Source organism: Providencia sp. Je.9.19 (genome assembly GCF_051129765.1).
Taxonomy (GTDB): Bacteria; Pseudomonadota; Gammaproteobacteria; order Enterobacterales; family Enterobacteriaceae; genus Providencia.
Map to the genome: position 1 here is coordinate 448,971 of NZ_JBCPSS010000001.1, position 16,622 is coordinate 465,592.

Consider the following 16,622-nt stretch of genomic DNA (forward strand, 5'->3'; position numbering starts at 1 on the left):
ATGCTCACGACATTTTTATAAGCTTAGGTTTATACTTTTAGAGAAAATAACAAACATTCACCAGCCATTCTTAAACTGTCGAATCGTAAAACTAATAACGTCACGGTTTGAAAAGAAAGAAAATCTAATAAAGAGGGTATCATATGTATAAAACTATTTTGGTTCCCGTGGATATATCGGAAGATGTGTTAACAGATAATGCACTTAAGCATGCTATTTATTTAGCGAAAATTTCTGATGCCACAATTCATTTATTCCATTCAATACCTGATGTTTCAAGATTTTCGATGAGTTATAGCTATCATTACGATCTACTAGCCTCTTTTGCAAAAAAGGCAATTGAGCGTTCTGAAGAGCAATTACAAGAAATTATCGATAAAATTGATTACCCATCAGATAAAATTTCCTACAGAGTTGAAATTGGCTCACCAAGAGATAAAGTGTTGTCGGAAGCAGAAAATATTAATGCAGATTTAATCGTTGTCGGTTCACGAAATCCGAGCTTTTCGACCCATTTATTAGGGTCAAATGCATCAGGTATTGTTTCGTACGCGAAAATATCAGTACTAGTTGTTCGTTAAAATAATCCATTTTATAATACAGCCTGAAATATCAGGCTGTATTTATTGATAGATTTTGTTTTTTACAGAGCATGGTTATTTTGTTTCTACCGCATCTTTAGCTTGTGCAATAGCTTTAAGAGCTTGACTACATGCTTGTTCTTGAGCATCTTCAGGATAGCTTGCTAATGTTTTCTTCGCTTCTTCTAACTGCGATTTCATCATCGTAATCTGCTCTCCTGCATTAGGTTCATTCTTGTATTGCTCTTCAGCTTGTTTGACGAGTTCATTCATTTCTTGAAAATAGGTATCACATGTTTTACCCGCACTTGCATTAAATGCGGTTACTGCCATGATTAATCCAAATACCACAGGAAAAATTTTATTCATAATATTTTCACTTTATAAAGACACAATAGGGTCAGAATAACATTCTGTATAAAAAAACGCATCATCAAGGCATTATTAATGTTTTATGTGATGAATATTTACAACATATTGAGAATCTTCTGTCTAAAAAGAAAGTCACAAATAGCATAAATTGCAAATTTTAAATGAGAATGATTATTGACTATTGAAATCATAAAAGTGTACATTGTAGTACACTTTTATGATTTTAGGATTTATCATGTCGAATAAAGTTATTGTCAATACGGATAATTGGCCTATATGTACATTAAATTCTTTCCCATCTTCTATGGATGAAACACGTTTATGGTTAGAAGAAATAGATCTTTTATTATCAAAAAGAGAACAGTTTGCCCTTGTTTATCCACCCGTTGCTCCAAAAGGTAAACCGTCAGCTGAAGATATGGAGGGAATGAAGTATGTACGCCGTTGGTTAAAACAGGCGAAAGAGCCAATGATGGAATATTGCCGAGCGATGGTAGTGACTTTACAGCCAGATGGGAGTGATAAGGACGAAATGGAACGTCTTGCTCCTATGTTATCTGCATTATATGGGCCAGAGGTTTTTCTTGAAACCGATGCATTAATGGCGCAGGAGCGTGCTAGAAAGTTACTTTCATAAATAAATTATTAACTGCTTATTTTGCGAATATAGCTGGCGATGATATCAACAGATAAGGCTATTTGCTGTTCGATAAATTCATCGCTAGGCGTAAAATCGGCAACGCAAAAAGTGGTAATAAATACATCTGCTTTAAGCATTTCTAAATATCGAGATGAAATACTTAATAATGTATTTTCATCAATATTGACATCGGGTAGTGTGGCAAGCTTTTGTGTTAATAATCGATAGCTCTTGACTGGGCCTTGTTCGAAGAAAGCATGGCTTATTTCTGGGAACCGGTTATATTCGCCAAGAATAAGGCGATAAAGGCCGATAGATTGGGGTTTAATAACATTGAGTAAAAATCGGGAACCATAAAAGGAGAGTACGCTTTCAATATTTTTTGAAATAGGCGCTTTAGTTTCTGGCTCATCAAAAATTTCATCTATCATATGCGCAATAACGGCAGCAAATAACCCTTCTTTATCCCCAAAATTTTTATATAACGTTGAGCGTGAACCTCCTGCACGTTCAATAATCATATCCAGAGTCGTCCCCTCAAACCCATATTGTAGAAACACTTCAGCGGCGGCAGTGATTAATGCTTTATTTCGGCGCTGACCTTTAGGGGTTTTGGCGGTTAATAGGCTACTCATGGAATATTTATCCTAGCATGCTAATTTATGAAGAAAATAGTGCTGCTTAGTCTAGCAAAATAGTTTAGAAATAGTCGCTTAATTGATTAATTTACCTGAAAGAGATCATCATCTAAGCTGTTATTTAGTTCTATGATACATATAGAGACTAACATGTTTAAGAGAATATCAGAATTTTGTTAACTTTGGGGGGTATGATGAAGGAATGTGTATTAGAGCCGGAAAGAGCGAATGATATTGTTACTGATGTACAAAGAGAAATCACTCGACTGTGCATTGAATGCGGCCTGCTTCTACTGCAGCATGGTGCTGAGAGTATGCTGGTTGAGCAACTAACCACGCGTTTGGGGATTGCATTAGGCGCGAGCCAAGTTGATAGTGCAATTTCATCTAACTCACTCGTATTAACGACGATTATTGACGGGCGCTGTTTAACTTCTACTCGTCGTATTATTGATCGCGGTATTAATATGCATGTGGTTACTGAAGTACAGCATGCGGTTATTTTAGTTGAGCATCATTTGCTTGACCGGAAACAATTAAAAAAGAAATTAGCATCAATTAAGCCGTTGCGGTATCCACGTTGGCTTATGGTATTAATGGTTGGCTTATCTTGCGCTTGTTTTAGTCAGTTAAATGGTGGCGGTTGGGAGAGCGCCTTGATTACCTTTATTGCAAGTAGTTGTGCTATGTATATAAGGCAAGTTTTAACATCTCACCAAATGAATCCATTAATTAATTTTTGTATTACCGCTTTTGTTGCGACATCGGTATCCGGCTTATTATTGAAAATTCCTTATTTTGTATTAACAGAAACGATTTCAATGGCTGCAAGTGTACTGCTACTAGTACCGGGTTTTCCTTTAATTAATGCAGTCGCTGACATGTTTAAAGGCCATGTTAATACTGGATTAGCGCGCTGGGCAATGGCGAGCTTATTAACATTATCAACTTGTATTGGGGTTGTATTGGCTATGGTTGTGTGGAATTTAAGGGAATGGGCATGAATTTCATTTTTGCATTATTGGCTGATATGTTCTTGGCAGCAATACCCGCAGTTGGTTTTGCTATGGTATTTAATGTGCCAATTAGAGCCTTAAAATATTGCGCGTTGCTCGGTGCGATTGGCCACGGTTCAAGAATGGTGCTAATGACCTTAGGGTTGCACATTGAGTGGGCGAGTTTTTTGTCAGCAATTCTCGTTGGAATGATTGGTATTCAGTGGTCTCGATGGTGGCTTGCGCACCCAAAAGTTTTTACCGTCGCTGCTGTTATACCTATGTTTCCAGGGATAAGTGCCTATGTAGCAATGATTTCTGTGGTTAAAATATCACATTTTGGCTATAGCCCTGAACTTGTTGAAACATTAGTCACTAACTTTTTGAATGCCTCGTTTATTGTAGGAGCGCTATCAATTGGAATATCGCTTCCGGGTTTGTGGATATATCGTAAAAGACCAAGCGTATGATTTTTATGCTTATAAACATCAATTTATATTAAACATTTAGAAGTCTTACGGTCTTGTTTTATTTTTAGTTAGGCTGTTATGTATTCTATTTACAATGCTTATTTACTTTTTCTATTTAAGATGGACATATTCTGAGAGTGTATTTTATTTAATAAAATTGAGTATCCATTAATATCAAAAAAGCTTATATTTCATAAAAATAGCGTTTATCTTATGGCAGTCGTTGTATTGTTATATGAAAATGTAACGCTTCAACTTAATTATGTGCTTTTTTTCTGATTAATGGTGTTATTTTGAAACAGCTGAGTTTGCTTAAATGCCTCAATACGGGGCTATCTATCTTATTGTTTTTATTTTCATTTTCTTTGAATGCAGCCCCGAGTTCGTTCACTGACGCTAAAGTTTTAAGTAAAACTAAAGTGTATTTTGATCAACATAATCAAGGGGAAGGTACTTTGTATTGTGGCTGTCAGTGGGAGTGGGTCGGAAAAAGTGGCGGACATGTCGATTTAGCGTCTTGTGGTTATCAGGTACGTAAACAGCAAAGCCGTGCTCAACGAATAGAATGGGAACATATTGTCCCTGCGTGGGTATTCGGTCATCAAAGACAGTGTTGGCAAAATGGTGGACGTAAAAATTGTGTATCTACTGATGAGACTTTCCGTCAAATGGAGGCGGATATGTATAATCTGGCACCTTCAATCGGAGAGGTTAATGGTGATCGCAGTAATTTTAGTTTTGCACAATTAGCGGCGAATGTATCGTATCCGTATGGAATGTGTCGTAGTCGAGTTGATTTTAAAGAAAAAGTATTTGAGCCACGTGATGAAGTGAAAGGGCAAGTCGCACGGGTCTATTTTTATATGCATGATCGCTATAATTTATCTATGTCACGGCAACAACAGCAATTATTAATGGCATGGAATAATCAATATCCTGTTAATCAATGGGAAACGCTGCGAGATGAGCGCATTGCAAAAGTTATGGGGCATCATAATGGCTTTGTAACAGGCGATAAAATATGGTCAATTGGGCATAAAAATAGTGGTGAAGGCGTGAAAAATACGTTAGTGACTGCAAAGCCTAAGACAACTCAACTTAATAAAGTTAGTCCACAAAATAATCAAGTGAAAGGAAATCAAAACTCAAAAAAATACCATTTGTCTCATTGTGGTGGCTTTAAAACAACAGCTGAGAAAAATGCGGTATTATTTGATAACGAATTAGCGGCACAAAAAGCAGGATATCAATTAGCAGGTAATTGTAAGCCGCGTTAATAGTGACGTTATAAAAAATATAAGTAGGTAATAGATAAAATTACCTAGGCGCATTAATCAGCTTAGGTATTCGATTTGTTATCTTTTATTTACTTCATAGCGCTGTCAAACAATAGACATTTTTTAATCTAGCTATTATTTATGTATTTTATTTGAACGATTAAGCTTTATATGAACATAAATAATGTTTTTTGTTAAAAAAATGTTGCATTAAAAAAATATATTGCGCTATATTTATAATCAATGCGTACTGTGGCTTATGTTTCAGTTAAATAATCGTTAAGCCAGTATTTTGTGATAAAAAAATTTATTTTGTCATAGTAATGTCATACAGATTCTTTAGTTTACGGGTATCACCTTCAAGGAGAAACTAATGGAAACTAGGTATTTGTTAGCTAACAAGCAAGACCGGTTATCACTCCATCATGGAATTGTCATGGTGAGATTGTTAACCGGTTTTTTTATTATCTGCAAACTGGTTTTTTTAAACTCTATGTCTTACATCATGAGCTTGAAGGGAGCTCCTCAGTGTTTTTAATCGTTCACCATTTGAATTGACTATCACTGATACATGAAAGGATTAATATTATGAGTAGACAAAAAGCTGCAATAAAGGCACGTCGCGAAACAAAACGTACATCACGTAAAGAACGTTCAGGTAGGTTTGATATGAATAACGTCACTTCTTTTGCTGATTTCACAGGCATTGAGCCTATTGGTATGGCAAAAGAACGCCGTGATGGTAGCCCAATAATTCCACGGAATGAAGCGCAAAAGCTCTATATTAATTCGATTAAACATAAGCAGCTGATCTTTGCAAATGGTGAAGCTGGTTGTGGTAAAACTTATATCAGTACCGCATTGGCGGCAGATGCACTGATTAATAAGGACATCAGTAAAATTATTGTCACGAGACCCGTTTTGCAGGCCGAAGAAGATCTCGGTTTTTTACCGGGGGATATGGCCGAAAAATTTGCACCTTATTTTCGCCCTGTATATGACGTTCTGGTGAAAAGATTAGGAACTTCATTTTTACAATATTGTTTACGCCCTGAAATTGCTAAAGTAGAAATTTCTCCCTTTGCCTATATGCGAGGGCGAACGTTTGAAAATGCGATAGTGATTTTAGATGAAGCACAAAACGTCACTGTGACCCAAATGAAAATGTTTTTAACTCGATTGGGAGAGAACGTAACGGTAATTGTAAACGGCGATGTGACTCAATGTGATTTACCTGAAGGTGTATCATCGGGGCTTGCTGATGCATTGCAACGTTTTAGCAGTGATGAAATGGTATCAATGGTGAACTTCACTATTGATGATTGCGTCAGATCGCAACTTTGTCATAAGGCGTTATTAGCTTATAACAACTAATTTATAACGATCTAATCTACTACAGCAGCGTTTTACTTTTATATGCCCCTAGTAAATAAATAGGGGCATATTTATTATGGGGTGTTGCTTAATTAATGATATAGCATCTCATGAACAATTTGTTCATCCGTAAGAGAGTAGGGGTAGTAAGTTGGCCAATTATCAAGCTGATTTAATAATTTTTCTTGTGATTCATTTCCCATATAAAGATGGAAATGACCTGATTGCTGAGGCTCAATAATATGATCGCTAAATTGAATATATTTAGGCGCTTTTGAATTTGCATCTTGGCATTCAAATAGGTAGCGCACCCCTTTTTTACCAGAGATATAATTAAGTATTTTATACCCTGAATAAGTATAATGGCATGAATTTACTACACCGTTCTCGGTAAATTCAATGACGTTATTTTCAATGCCGATATTACTGATATCTGTTGCATAACCTTGCTTATAATATTGACGATATTCCTCAACGCTTTTGTCTTTATTATTTTTTGCTTTGAGTTCTAAAACAGGGTCAAGTTTTCCATTAAGTAGTAATGGGTTGACTGACTCCCAGACACCTTGCCAGTCACTTAATTGCCTATCCTTTACATCACTTTCTTCAAAAATTCCTTTCGATGCCTGTATCGCCTTTTCAGATTGAGGATGTGTATGACTATGTGATCCATGACCAAATACACTAAAACTACCAAGGGCTAGAGAGACACTTAGTGTGATATTTAACAGTTTATTTTTAGGCACTGATATTTTCCCCGTCTATTGAAATGATTTTGTTATGTTGATAATTAATTGAAACGTTATAACATAACAATTGCGTATAAGGAAAGTTTTTTATTGATGAAATGGCTATTGAATTAAAATAGGGAAGAATAGATTTGGATTAAAATAGAGTTAGAAGATAATGAAAGATAATCGACCGAGATAAACACGGCCGATTAATTGATACGTTAAATTGATGTAGGCTAGTCGTCAGGGTTATCCATAACTTCATGACGTTGGTTGTGATAACCTTCTTCATCATAACCATGGCGCCAGTATGGAATAGCGTAAATATCGTCACGACCAAACCCTTTTTCGCGCCGAATAAAACGGCGTAACTCACGAATAATTTGGTCTTCACCTGCGATCCAAAATGCAGCATCACTAGTGGGAATATCCCATGATTTAAATGTACTAATTAGCTCAGCTGTTTTACTGATATTGCCACAAATCCAAATCACTTCAACAGCGGCAGGTTTGGTTAATTCACGTACATCTCCTTGACTGTCGAGACGTAAAACAACTTTTCCTTGTGCACTAGCAGGCATTTTCTCTAGTAACGATGCGATAGCAGGTAAAGAACTTGAGTCGCCAGCCATAAAATATTGAGATTTAATCGGTAATAGTGGATCTGGCCCACCAGGATTGCTTATTCCCATCCAATTTCCCGGTTTAGCATCACGGGCAAAAAGATATGCAGGGCCAGTAGCGCCATCATGCATTGCAAATTCAATATCAATTTCACTAACTTGTGGACGAATGGCCCGAACGGTATAAGTGCGTACGAGAGGGCGAGGTTCATTTTCTGGCCAACTGCGACCTTTTTCTGTTAAGACAGGTAATGTCGGTTTGCTTTTTAAATCGGGGGCAAGAAAAATTTTAAGGTGTCCACCTTCACAATCTGTCGGATAGTTTGCTAATTTTTCACCCGTGAAGGTAATGCTGCGGATTGAAGGGCTTACATCAATAATGGATTTAACTTGAATGAGCTGTGGTGGCGCCGGGCGGTATATATTTTTTTCGACGGGGTTTTCTGTAGCCACGGACGGTCTCCTTTTTCAAATGATAATATTATTATATGGTAATTGTTATCATTATCATATCATGAATTGAAATAGTATAACCATTCAAATTAAAAAAGAACTATATGTATTTTCAGATAAAAATACCGCACCTTTTATGAGTGCGGTATTTATCAGGAATATTTATTTTACTTTCATTCCAGCGGCGGTCATCAGTAATCTAAATGCGGAAGAAAATGCAAATAGTGCTAATACACTGCCTAGCCAAATTGCCACCATCCAGCCCAGTTTCTTCCACCAGGGGGAGATGACTAGATTATCAGTGGTAGCCTTGATCTGGGGTAATTTTTCCTCTGAAGACATAGTAACTCCAATAGGTGTAAACCAAAATAACAGGAATAATAAATAATGCGCCGACTAGCATAAAGCCTAGGCTTTCTGATGGCCCTGCTGCATCACGGAAACTAATTGCTGGTGGAATAAGATTTGGCCAAATACTAATACCTAAACCTGTAAAACCAAGGAAAATCAATAGTAATGCGGTTAAAAAAGGAATGCTATCATGTTGTTGACGCTTTGCGCTTTTGAATATTAGCCATGTACAAGTTATAACCAATAATGGAACTGGTAAGAAGAAAAACAGATTAGGCAATGAAAACCAACGTTCAAACACCGCCTCATTGACAATGGGGGTCCATAAACTAATTGCCGCGATCACTGTAACCATGAATAAGGTTAATGGGCGTAAAACACGGTACATTGTACGGCGTAAATGCCCCTCAGTTTTCATAATCAGCCAACCACAAGCAAGTAGGGCATAAGCGACAACTAAACCTAAACCACAAAATAATGGGAATGGTGAGAACCAATCAAAATATCCACCCATAAATACGCGGTTTTCGACATGGAATCCCTGAATGAATGCGCCAACAACGATCCCTTGCATAAAAGTGGCAATAATCGAACCCCAAATAAAAGCATGGTACCAATGACGACGATGAGATTCATCAGCTCTGAAGCGAAATTCAAATGCTACGCCACGGAAAATCAGCGCTAGTAACATGAAAGTGAGGGGAATTGATAGCGCATCTAGTACAATTGCATAGGCCAATGGAAAAGCGCCAAATAAGGCAGCACCGCCAAGAACTAGCCAGGTTTCATTGCCATCCCACACTGGCGCAACGCTATTCATCATTAAGTCACGGTCTTGACTATCTTTTAGTGCAGGGTAGAGAATACCAATGCCTAAATCGAATCCATCCATGACGATATACATCAACATACTAAATACGATAATGACAAACCAAATAAGTGGTAAATCAATGCCCATGGGGTTGATCCTCCGCGATACCTTTACGAATTAATTTCATCATGTACATGTAGCCAATTCCAAAAACACCGCCATAAACCACAAAGAAAGCGATTAGGCTAATGCTCATGTGCATTTCCCCATGAGCACTTACCGCATCAGAGGTCCGTTGTAATCCATAGACTACCCAAGGTTGCCTTCCTATTTCAGTCGTAAACCAACCTGCTAGGATAGCGATGAGTCCAGATGGCGCCATGACAAACATAAAACGTAAAAATGTTTTCGATTCATATAGATTTTTACGATAACGCAGCCAAACACTCCACACACCAGCAGCTATCATTAATAGACCAAGACCGACCATTACGCGGAAAGACCAGAACACCATAAATACATTTGGTCTATCTTCTGGCGCATATTCTTTTAACGCAGGTACTTGTTTATCAATACTATGGGTTAAAATAAGGCTAGCAAGATAAGGTATTTTAATGGCGTAGTCTGTGGTTTCCGTTTGTTGATTTGGAATACCAAATAGGATCAGCGGTGTTGCTTCACCCGGTTTATTTTCCCAATGTCCTTCCATCGCAGCGACTTTTACGGGCTGATGTTTTAGGGTATTAAGGCCATGGAAATCACCAATAAGTGCTTGTAATGGTGCTAATACAAGGATCAGCCATAATGACATGGAGAACATTTTTTTCATTGCTGATGATTTGTTGCCTTTTAGCAAGTGCCATGCAGCGGATGCACCAATAAAAAAGGCGGCAGCTAAGAATGCAGCTGTTGTCATGTGCAGCAAGCGATAAGGGAATGAAGGGTTAAAAATAACCGCAATCCAATCTACAGGAACGATGCGATTATCAATAATTTCAAATCCTTGTGGTGTTTGCATAAAACTGTTTGATGCCAATATCCAGAATGTTGAAATTATCGTTCCGAGTGCCACCATACAGGTTGCAAAGAAATGAAGTTTTTCGCCAACGCGATTCATGCCAAATAGCATTACACCGAGAAAACCAGCTTCTAAGAAGAAGGCGGTGAGAACTTCATAGGTTAATAATGGTCCGGTTACACTGCCTGCAAAATCGGAAAAGAAACTCCAATTGGTGCCAAATTGGTATGCCATGACCAATCCAGAAACAACACCCATTCCGAAATTTACAGCGAAAACTTTTGACCAAAAATGGAACAGTTTTATATAGTCAGTATCACGAGTTTTTAGCCATAAACCTTGAAGCACTGCTAAATAGCTAGCAAGCCCAATGGTAATAGCTGGGAATATAATATGGAACGAGACCGTAAAAGCGAATTGTATACGGGCTAGCTCCAGCGCACTAAGTCCAAACATATTGACCCCTGAAAGGTATTGGTAATGTGCACGCGGCATTTAAAATGTTTGCGTTAGCAATGCCGTCGCTCATCCCTAGCATAAAGGTTCATTGCATTCGTTAGGCTGTTAAAAAAGCACAGCCTCATTCAAAACGTTTTGTGCTTATAGTTAAAAAAAGTCAGGTGAAAGTGTGGATTAGTAGAACATGAGACGATAAACTATAATAGTAACAATTATTGAGACATTAACTATAACAGTTGGGGCGACGATGACGAGATATGAACAATTAGCAGCACAAATTCGTCAACAAATTGAAGACAATATCTGGCAAGTTGGGGACAGATTGCCTTCTCTTAGGGAAAGCGTAAAACAATCGGGTCTGAGTTTAATGACCGTTGTACAAGCGTATCAACTCCTTGAAAGCCAAGGATGGGTTGTTGCGCGTCCACAATCGGGCTATTACGTCGCGAACCGTAATAATGCATTTGCTGCGGCAAAAGGTGGTAAAGGGCTACATCTGAATGAGAATGTAGAGATTAATGCTTCTATTTTTGGCGTATTACAGGCTTGTAAAGATCCTGATATCATTGCTTTTGGCTCTGCTTTTCCAGAACCTGCTCTATTAGATGACCCTAAATTAGCAAAATCGCTGGCGTCGGTAGCAAGGCGATTAGCAAAATTTAATACCACGGCTAATTTACCACCGGGAAATGAACAATTACGACGTAATATAGCTCAACGTTATGCTATGCAAGGTATTCATGTCGCCCCTGATGAAATTGTTATCACTGCGGGTGCAATGGAATCGTTAGTATTGAGCTTACAATCAGTGACGCAGCCTGGTGATTGGGTTGTTATTGAATCACCTGCATTTTATGGCTCATTACAAGCCATTGAACGTTTGAAACTTAAAGCGATTGCAATCAAAACAGATCCTTTATTTGGTATCGATCTTGACGCATTAGAGGATATTGTTGATAAGTACCCGATTAAAGCATGTTGGTTAATGACTCACTTTCAAAATCCATTAGGTGGCACTATGCCACAATCTAATAAAAAACGACTGGTGGATATTTTAAATAAACGTCAAATTTCATTAATTGAAGATGATGTTTATGGCGAGCTTTATTTCGGTAATAAACAGCCAATCCCTGCGAAAGCATTAGATAGCAAGGGTAATTTTTTTCATTGTTCTTCATTTTCAAAATGTTTAGCACCTGGTTATCGAGTAGGTTGGGTTGCTGCTGGGCATCATGCATCTAAAATTCAACATTTACAGATGATGAGTACCGTATCAGCTAGCGTGCCAACACAACTTGCGATTGCTGAATATTTAACGCAAGGTGGATACGATAATCATTTGCGAAAATTGCGCCAAACAATGGAGCAACGTCAACATCAAATGTTGGGTGCAATAGCGAAATATTTACCTTCGTCCGTCAAGGTGAACACGCCAAAAGGGGGGTATTTTCTTTGGTTAGAATTTGAACCGCCCTTTAATGCACTTCGTTTATATCAACTTGCACTTAAAGAAGGTATTAGTATTGCGCCGGGAAGCATGTTTTCTACGAGTGAACAGTTTAATCATGCATTTCGTCTTAATGTATCTTTTACCTGGAATGAGCGTATTGAGCAGGCGATGAAAGTTTTAGGTCGTTTATGTCATTACTTAATTGAAGAGAGGCGCGATTAGTCACATTATCGTTGAAAATTCATTGCCTTGAGATATTAACTCTGCGAATCTAAGTGTTGAGTGAATAGCATTAAGTAGTTGTACTCGGGGGGAATATGAAAATTAAATGTTTCAATGTAATTGAATTGCCGACTCGTGAGTGGAGTGATGGATGTGGTGCTAGTCAAGAGGTCTTTTGCTGGCCCGTTGCATCTGATTATTCATTGCGCGCAAGCATTTCTACAATTAATCAAAATAGTTTTCTTAAACAATATTCATCAGGGGAGCGACTCGCGATTCTCCTTGATAACCAAGAACTGTGCATAACGGATAATTACAGTTTTAAACATCAATTAAAACAGGTAGGCGAAGCTATTCGCCTACCTGCATATCAACATGTCAGTGTTGAAATAGAACAAACACCGGTACATTTATTGAATTTTATTTTTAATGAAGAGCGTTGGATTGTGAAGAATCACATTCTTAGTAACTCGAAAAAATTACCAATAAATCAAGCGGGTATCGTATATATATTATCAGGGGAATGGCGTGTAACAGGGGCTAGTTGCAATGTGATGACAGTAGGGCAAGGTGGTTGGTGGTTACCTGATATCGGCGAAGGAGAGTTAACACCGCAGACTTCAGAGAGTCAATTAATTTGGATTGAGATTTTACCTAATTCAACCTTATCTTAAATATTATTAAATGGAATGTATAAATAAAAACAATAAATTAAAGTAGGGGAAAAACCTTATATTATGTAATGTTTTATAGAATTAAATATGTAAAAAATAATAAGTAAATTAAGTTGATTATGAGCAATGATTATAATTATCATTATCGCTCTTAATTACTTTAATAGATTATGCTTTTATTTATGAAACCGAAAAAATATTCACGACTTACTCCTCTCGCTGTCTTTATCGCACTGTTTAGCCACCAATCCTATGCTGTTGATAACAATAAAAATGATGAGATAACTGTCGTTGGAAATTGGTTAGAAAGTGCAGATGATAGCGAAGTGGTATTTAATCATCCAGGTGCTAGAACGGTCAAAACAAAACAGCAAATAAAAGAGACAGGAAGTGCAACCATTGCTGATGCTTTAAAAGGCATACCCGGTGTGCAGGTTCGTGAAAGCAATGGGACAGGAGGCAGTGATGTTTCTTTGAATGTGGGCGTTAGGGGACTGACATCACGCCTTTCACCACGTTCAACAATTTTACTCGATGGTATGCCTTTAGCGGCCGCACCTTATGGGCAACCCCAGCTATCCATGTCACCGCTATCTTTGGGCTCAATTGAGTCTATTGATGTGATCCGAGGTGGGGCATCGGTACGTTATGGGCCCCAAAACGTAGGTGGTGTTATTAATTTTGTGACAAAACCAATTCCTAAAGAATTTGGCGGTAGTGCGGCAATACAGACCCAAGGTGCAAAAACGGGTGGCTTGAAAACCGGCGTGGATGCTTCAGTTGGGGGTTCTAAATCAGATAATTCAGCAGGCGCATTATTGCTCTATTCAGGATTACATGGTCAAGGGTATCGTAAAAGTAATGATAATACCGATATTGATGATCTTATCTTAAAAACACGCTATGCATTAACCGATAACGACGAAATTCTCGCTAATTTTCACTATTATCGTGCGATATCAGGCATGCCAGGTGGGCTGACTCAAGCACAATACAACGCAGATCCTTACCAATCAGTTCGGTCTTTTGATCGCTTTGAGGGTAATCGCCAAGATATGTCGTTTAAGTATAAACATCAAGAAGATGACAAGCAGTTTGAATTGATGACGTGGTTTAGTAAAAGTTATCGGGGGAGCTATATTGAGAGCGAGAGAAAGGATAATGGTGGGCAAAGCCGTTTAGTTTCTTATCCTCGTCATTATAGTGCATATGCAATTGAGCCAAGCTATTCACAACTATTTCGTTTTAATGATATTTCTCATGAGCTAACGGTGGGTTATCGTTACTTAAATGAAACAGCAGATGAAAAAGCGTACCGTTCAAATTGGTATCAAACTGGCTCTCAAGGCTCTCGTCCAGATACTGGACAATATTATCAACACACATCTGGCGGTACAGAAGCTCATGCTATATATCTGGATGATACTATTGATGTTGGTAACTGGACAATTATTCCAGGGATACGCTATGAAAATATCAAAATTCACTTAGATGATAGCTTTAAAAATCAAAATCGCAGTAAAAATTATAGCGAACCATTACCAGCACTTGCCGTCATTTATCATATTGATGATGAATGGAAATTATTTGCTAACGCGAGCACTTCCTTTGGCAGCTTACAGTATTTTCAGCTTAATACGGCTGGTGTAGGAAATTCTCCAGCTAACGGTTTAAGTGCTGAAAAAGCGCATAACTATGAAGTGGGCACAAGATTCGATAATACCGCGCTATCTCTTGAAATGACGCTATTTTATATTGATTTTGATGATCAACTACAATACATCGAAAATTCAACAGGTTGGACTAATTTAGGTGCAACTACGCATCAAGGCATTGAATTAGCAGCAAAATATGATTTAACTGAGCTATCAGATGCATTAGAAGGCGCAAGCGTCTACAGCACTTACACTTATACCAAAGCAATTAGTAAAAAAGGAAATTTTGCTGATAAAGATCTGCCTTTTTATTCACGACAAGTTATTACCGCGGGTAGTCGATATGAAACGGGTAATTGGGTTTGGAATTTGAACACCTATGCTCAGTCCTCTCAAGAATCACCGGGTACTGGTAATTCTTATATTACTGAAGGGAGTGCTGATGGTCGTTATGGCACTATTCCAGGTTATATGGTGTGGGATGGCCGTGGTGAATATCATTTTGGTAAAAGTTTGTCTGATTTAACACTATCAGCAGGTATTAAAAATTTATTTAATCAAACTTATTTTACTCGCTCCACAGATAATAACGCAGGTATTTATGTGGGACAGCCAAGAACTTATTATGTTCAAGCATCAGTGAAATTTTAATTAATACAAGGTATTAATATGTTGAAAGGATTAATAAGTAAAATCAGCTACATCATATTGGGTTTGGCTTTTTCATTATCGAGCTATTCAGCACCGATTACAGTAACCGATATCGCAGGTAGAACGGTATCGGTCAATGCACCTGTTTCTAAAGTGATGTTAGCAGATAGTCGTGTTCTGGTTGCATTAAATATTTTACATCCGCAAACACCATTAAAAGGAATAATTGCTTGGGATGATGCGTTGATAAAAAAAGCGCCCGATCTCAGTGCTGCATATGGGGTAAACTTTCCTGAACTTAAAGATATTCCTGTTTTTCCAAATCCGTACACCACTGATTTTAGTGTAGAAAAAGCATTAATTGCGCAACCCGATTTACTTATTTTTGACATTGGTTTGCAAAGTAAATTAACGGAAAGCGGCACATTATCACTGTTAGAAAAAAGTGGATTACCTGTTATTTTTATCGATTTCAGACAGTATCCATTAAAAAATACGGTTCCGAGTATGCAATTGCTTGGTCGTGTTTTCGGTGAAGAAAAACAAGCAGAAGAATTCAATCGCTTTTATCAGCAAAAATTAGAATTGATCCGCTCTCGTGTTGCAACGCTGACTAAAGAACAACGCCCCACCGTTTTTATTGAAAGAGCAGTGGGCGTCACGGGTGAAGATTATTGCTGTAAAACCTTTGGTAACGGTAATTTTGGTGAGTTTGTTGAAACAGCGGGTGGTAATAATTTAGGTTCCCAATGGTTTTCTACCGGTATGGGCGGTGAAATTAATGAGGAACAATTAATTCATAGCAATCCATATTACTATCTTATGACGGCTGCAGATTGGGATAGTACACGAAAAGGTAGTGTATCAGTGCCACTAGGCTATACAGGAGAAAAGCAAAAGTCACAGGATAGACTTGCTACTTTATTAGAGCGTCCTAAATTACGTCCTCTAGAGGCTTTTCAACATAAACGCGTTTTGGCGCTGTATCAGCAATATTATGATACGCCATTTAATATTATTGCCGTGGAGGCAATAGCAAAATTCATTCACCCTGAATTATTTGCTGATCTTGACCCACAAGGCGATAGCGATTATTTGCATAAAACGTTTACTGCATTAGATGGTAGTGGGGTTTTTTGGGTTCAAGCGCAATAAAAACAAATTGAGTTATAACGTA

At 37.9% G+C, this 16,622-nt stretch carries 17 protein-coding genes; 10 read left to right on the forward strand and 7 right to left on the reverse strand.

The features are described from left to right. The first annotated feature begins 143 nt into the window (after positions 1-143). Complete coding sequence (locus tag AAZR93_RS02205) at positions 144-581, forward strand: universal stress protein (protein ID WP_294110732.1); 438 nt, start codon at positions 144-146, stop codon at positions 579-581. Positions 582-656: 75 nt separating this feature from the next. Here AAZR93_RS02205 and AAZR93_RS02210 read toward each other — a convergent pair whose 3' ends face one another. Continuing rightward, the gene (locus tag AAZR93_RS02210; RefSeq protein WP_434718839.1) at positions 657-950 is read right to left on the reverse strand and encodes a DUF5339 domain-containing protein; all 294 of its coding nucleotides are present in this window, start codon (positions 948-950) and stop codon (positions 657-659) included. 238 nt (positions 951-1,188) lie between these two features. Here AAZR93_RS02210 and AAZR93_RS02215 point away from each other — a divergent pair, with 238 nt between their 5' ends. Continuing rightward, positions 1,189-1,590: a hypothetical protein gene (locus AAZR93_RS02215; protein ID WP_434718840.1), complete on the forward strand. Its 402-nt coding sequence runs from the start codon at positions 1,189-1,191 to the stop codon at positions 1,588-1,590. Between the two features lie 8 nt (positions 1,591-1,598). Here AAZR93_RS02215 and AAZR93_RS02220 read toward each other — a convergent pair whose 3' ends face one another. Further along, positions 1,599-2,228: a TetR/AcrR family transcriptional regulator gene (locus AAZR93_RS02220; protein WP_434718841.1), complete on the reverse strand. Its 630-nt coding sequence runs from the start codon at positions 2,226-2,228 to the stop codon at positions 1,599-1,601. A 197-nt stretch (positions 2,229-2,425) separates the two neighbouring features. Here AAZR93_RS02220 and AAZR93_RS02225 point away from each other — a divergent pair, with 197 nt between their 5' ends. From AAZR93_RS02225 to phoH, 4 genes are all read left to right on the forward strand, one after another. Next, the gene (locus AAZR93_RS02225) at positions 2,426-3,235 is read left to right on the forward strand and encodes a threonine/serine ThrE exporter family protein (RefSeq protein ID WP_434719618.1); all 810 of its coding nucleotides are present in this window, start codon (positions 2,426-2,428) and stop codon (positions 3,233-3,235) included. Next, entirely contained in the window at positions 3,226-3,696 is a 471-nt protein-coding gene (locus AAZR93_RS02230) for a threonine/serine exporter (protein ID WP_336431058.1), read from the forward strand. Before AAZR93_RS02225 ends, AAZR93_RS02230 begins: the two co-directional genes overlap by 10 nt. 293 nt (positions 3,697-3,989) lie before the next feature. Further along, positions 3,990-4,973, forward strand: a complete 984-nt coding sequence (locus AAZR93_RS02235; RefSeq protein ID WP_434718842.1) for an endonuclease — start codon at positions 3,990-3,992, stop codon at positions 4,971-4,973. Between the two features lie 588 nt (positions 4,974-5,561). Further along, positions 5,562-6,347 carry a phosphate starvation-inducible protein PhoH gene (phoH, locus tag AAZR93_RS02240; protein ID WP_294110722.1) on the forward strand — a complete coding sequence of 262 codons (786 nt, stop codon included), beginning with the start codon at positions 5,562-5,564 and terminating at the stop codon, positions 6,345-6,347. Positions 6,348-6,439: 92 nt separating this feature from the next. Here the strand turns inward: phoH and zinT are convergent, their stop codons facing one another. The 5 genes from zinT to AAZR93_RS02265 form a co-directional block, all read right to left on the reverse strand. After that, a complete protein-coding gene (gene zinT, locus AAZR93_RS02245) occupies positions 6,440-7,093 on the reverse strand; it encodes a metal-binding protein ZinT (RefSeq protein WP_434718843.1) in 654 nt (217 codons plus the stop codon). Positions 7,094-7,314: 221 nt separating this feature from the next. Further along, entirely contained in the window at positions 7,315-8,154 is an 840-nt protein-coding gene (locus AAZR93_RS02250) for a siderophore-interacting protein (RefSeq protein WP_434718844.1), read from the reverse strand. Positions 8,155-8,316: 162 nt separating this feature from the next. Further along, positions 8,317-8,496 carry a DUF2474 domain-containing protein gene (locus tag AAZR93_RS02255; protein WP_434718845.1) on the reverse strand — a complete coding sequence of 60 codons (180 nt, stop codon included), beginning with the start codon at positions 8,494-8,496 and terminating at the stop codon, positions 8,317-8,319. Next, positions 8,453-9,463: a cytochrome d ubiquinol oxidase subunit II gene (gene cydB, locus AAZR93_RS02260; protein WP_434718846.1), complete on the reverse strand. Its 1,011-nt coding sequence runs from the start codon at positions 9,461-9,463 to the stop codon at positions 8,453-8,455. The genes AAZR93_RS02255 and cydB overlap by 44 nt, the downstream gene beginning before the upstream one ends. After that, on the reverse strand, positions 9,453-10,790 hold the full coding sequence (locus AAZR93_RS02265) for a cytochrome ubiquinol oxidase subunit I (RefSeq protein ID WP_336431056.1): 1,338 nt from the start codon (positions 10,788-10,790) through the stop codon (positions 9,453-9,455). Before AAZR93_RS02265 ends, cydB begins: the two co-directional genes overlap by 11 nt. A gap of 250 nt (positions 10,791-11,040) precedes the next feature. On the opposite strand from AAZR93_RS02265, the gene AAZR93_RS02270 reads away from it, so the two are divergent. The 4 genes from AAZR93_RS02270 (at position 11,041) to AAZR93_RS02285 (ending at position 16,600) form a co-directional block, all read left to right on the forward strand. Continuing rightward, complete coding sequence (locus AAZR93_RS02270) at positions 11,041-12,465, forward strand: PLP-dependent aminotransferase family protein (protein ID WP_294110712.1); 1,425 nt, start codon at positions 11,041-11,043, stop codon at positions 12,463-12,465. Between the two features lie 95 nt (positions 12,466-12,560). Next, entirely contained in the window at positions 12,561-13,139 is a 579-nt protein-coding gene (locus AAZR93_RS02275; RefSeq protein ID WP_434718847.1) for a HutD family protein, read from the forward strand. Positions 13,140-13,321: 182 nt separating this feature from the next. After that, entirely contained in the window at positions 13,322-15,445 is a 2,124-nt protein-coding gene (locus AAZR93_RS02280; protein ID WP_434718848.1) for a TonB-dependent receptor family protein, read from the forward strand. Between the two features lie 18 nt (positions 15,446-15,463). Further along, the gene (locus AAZR93_RS02285; RefSeq protein ID WP_434718849.1) at positions 15,464-16,600 is read left to right on the forward strand and encodes an ABC transporter substrate-binding protein; all 1,137 of its coding nucleotides are present in this window, start codon (positions 15,464-15,466) and stop codon (positions 16,598-16,600) included. Positions 16,601-16,622 lie beyond the last annotated feature (22 nt).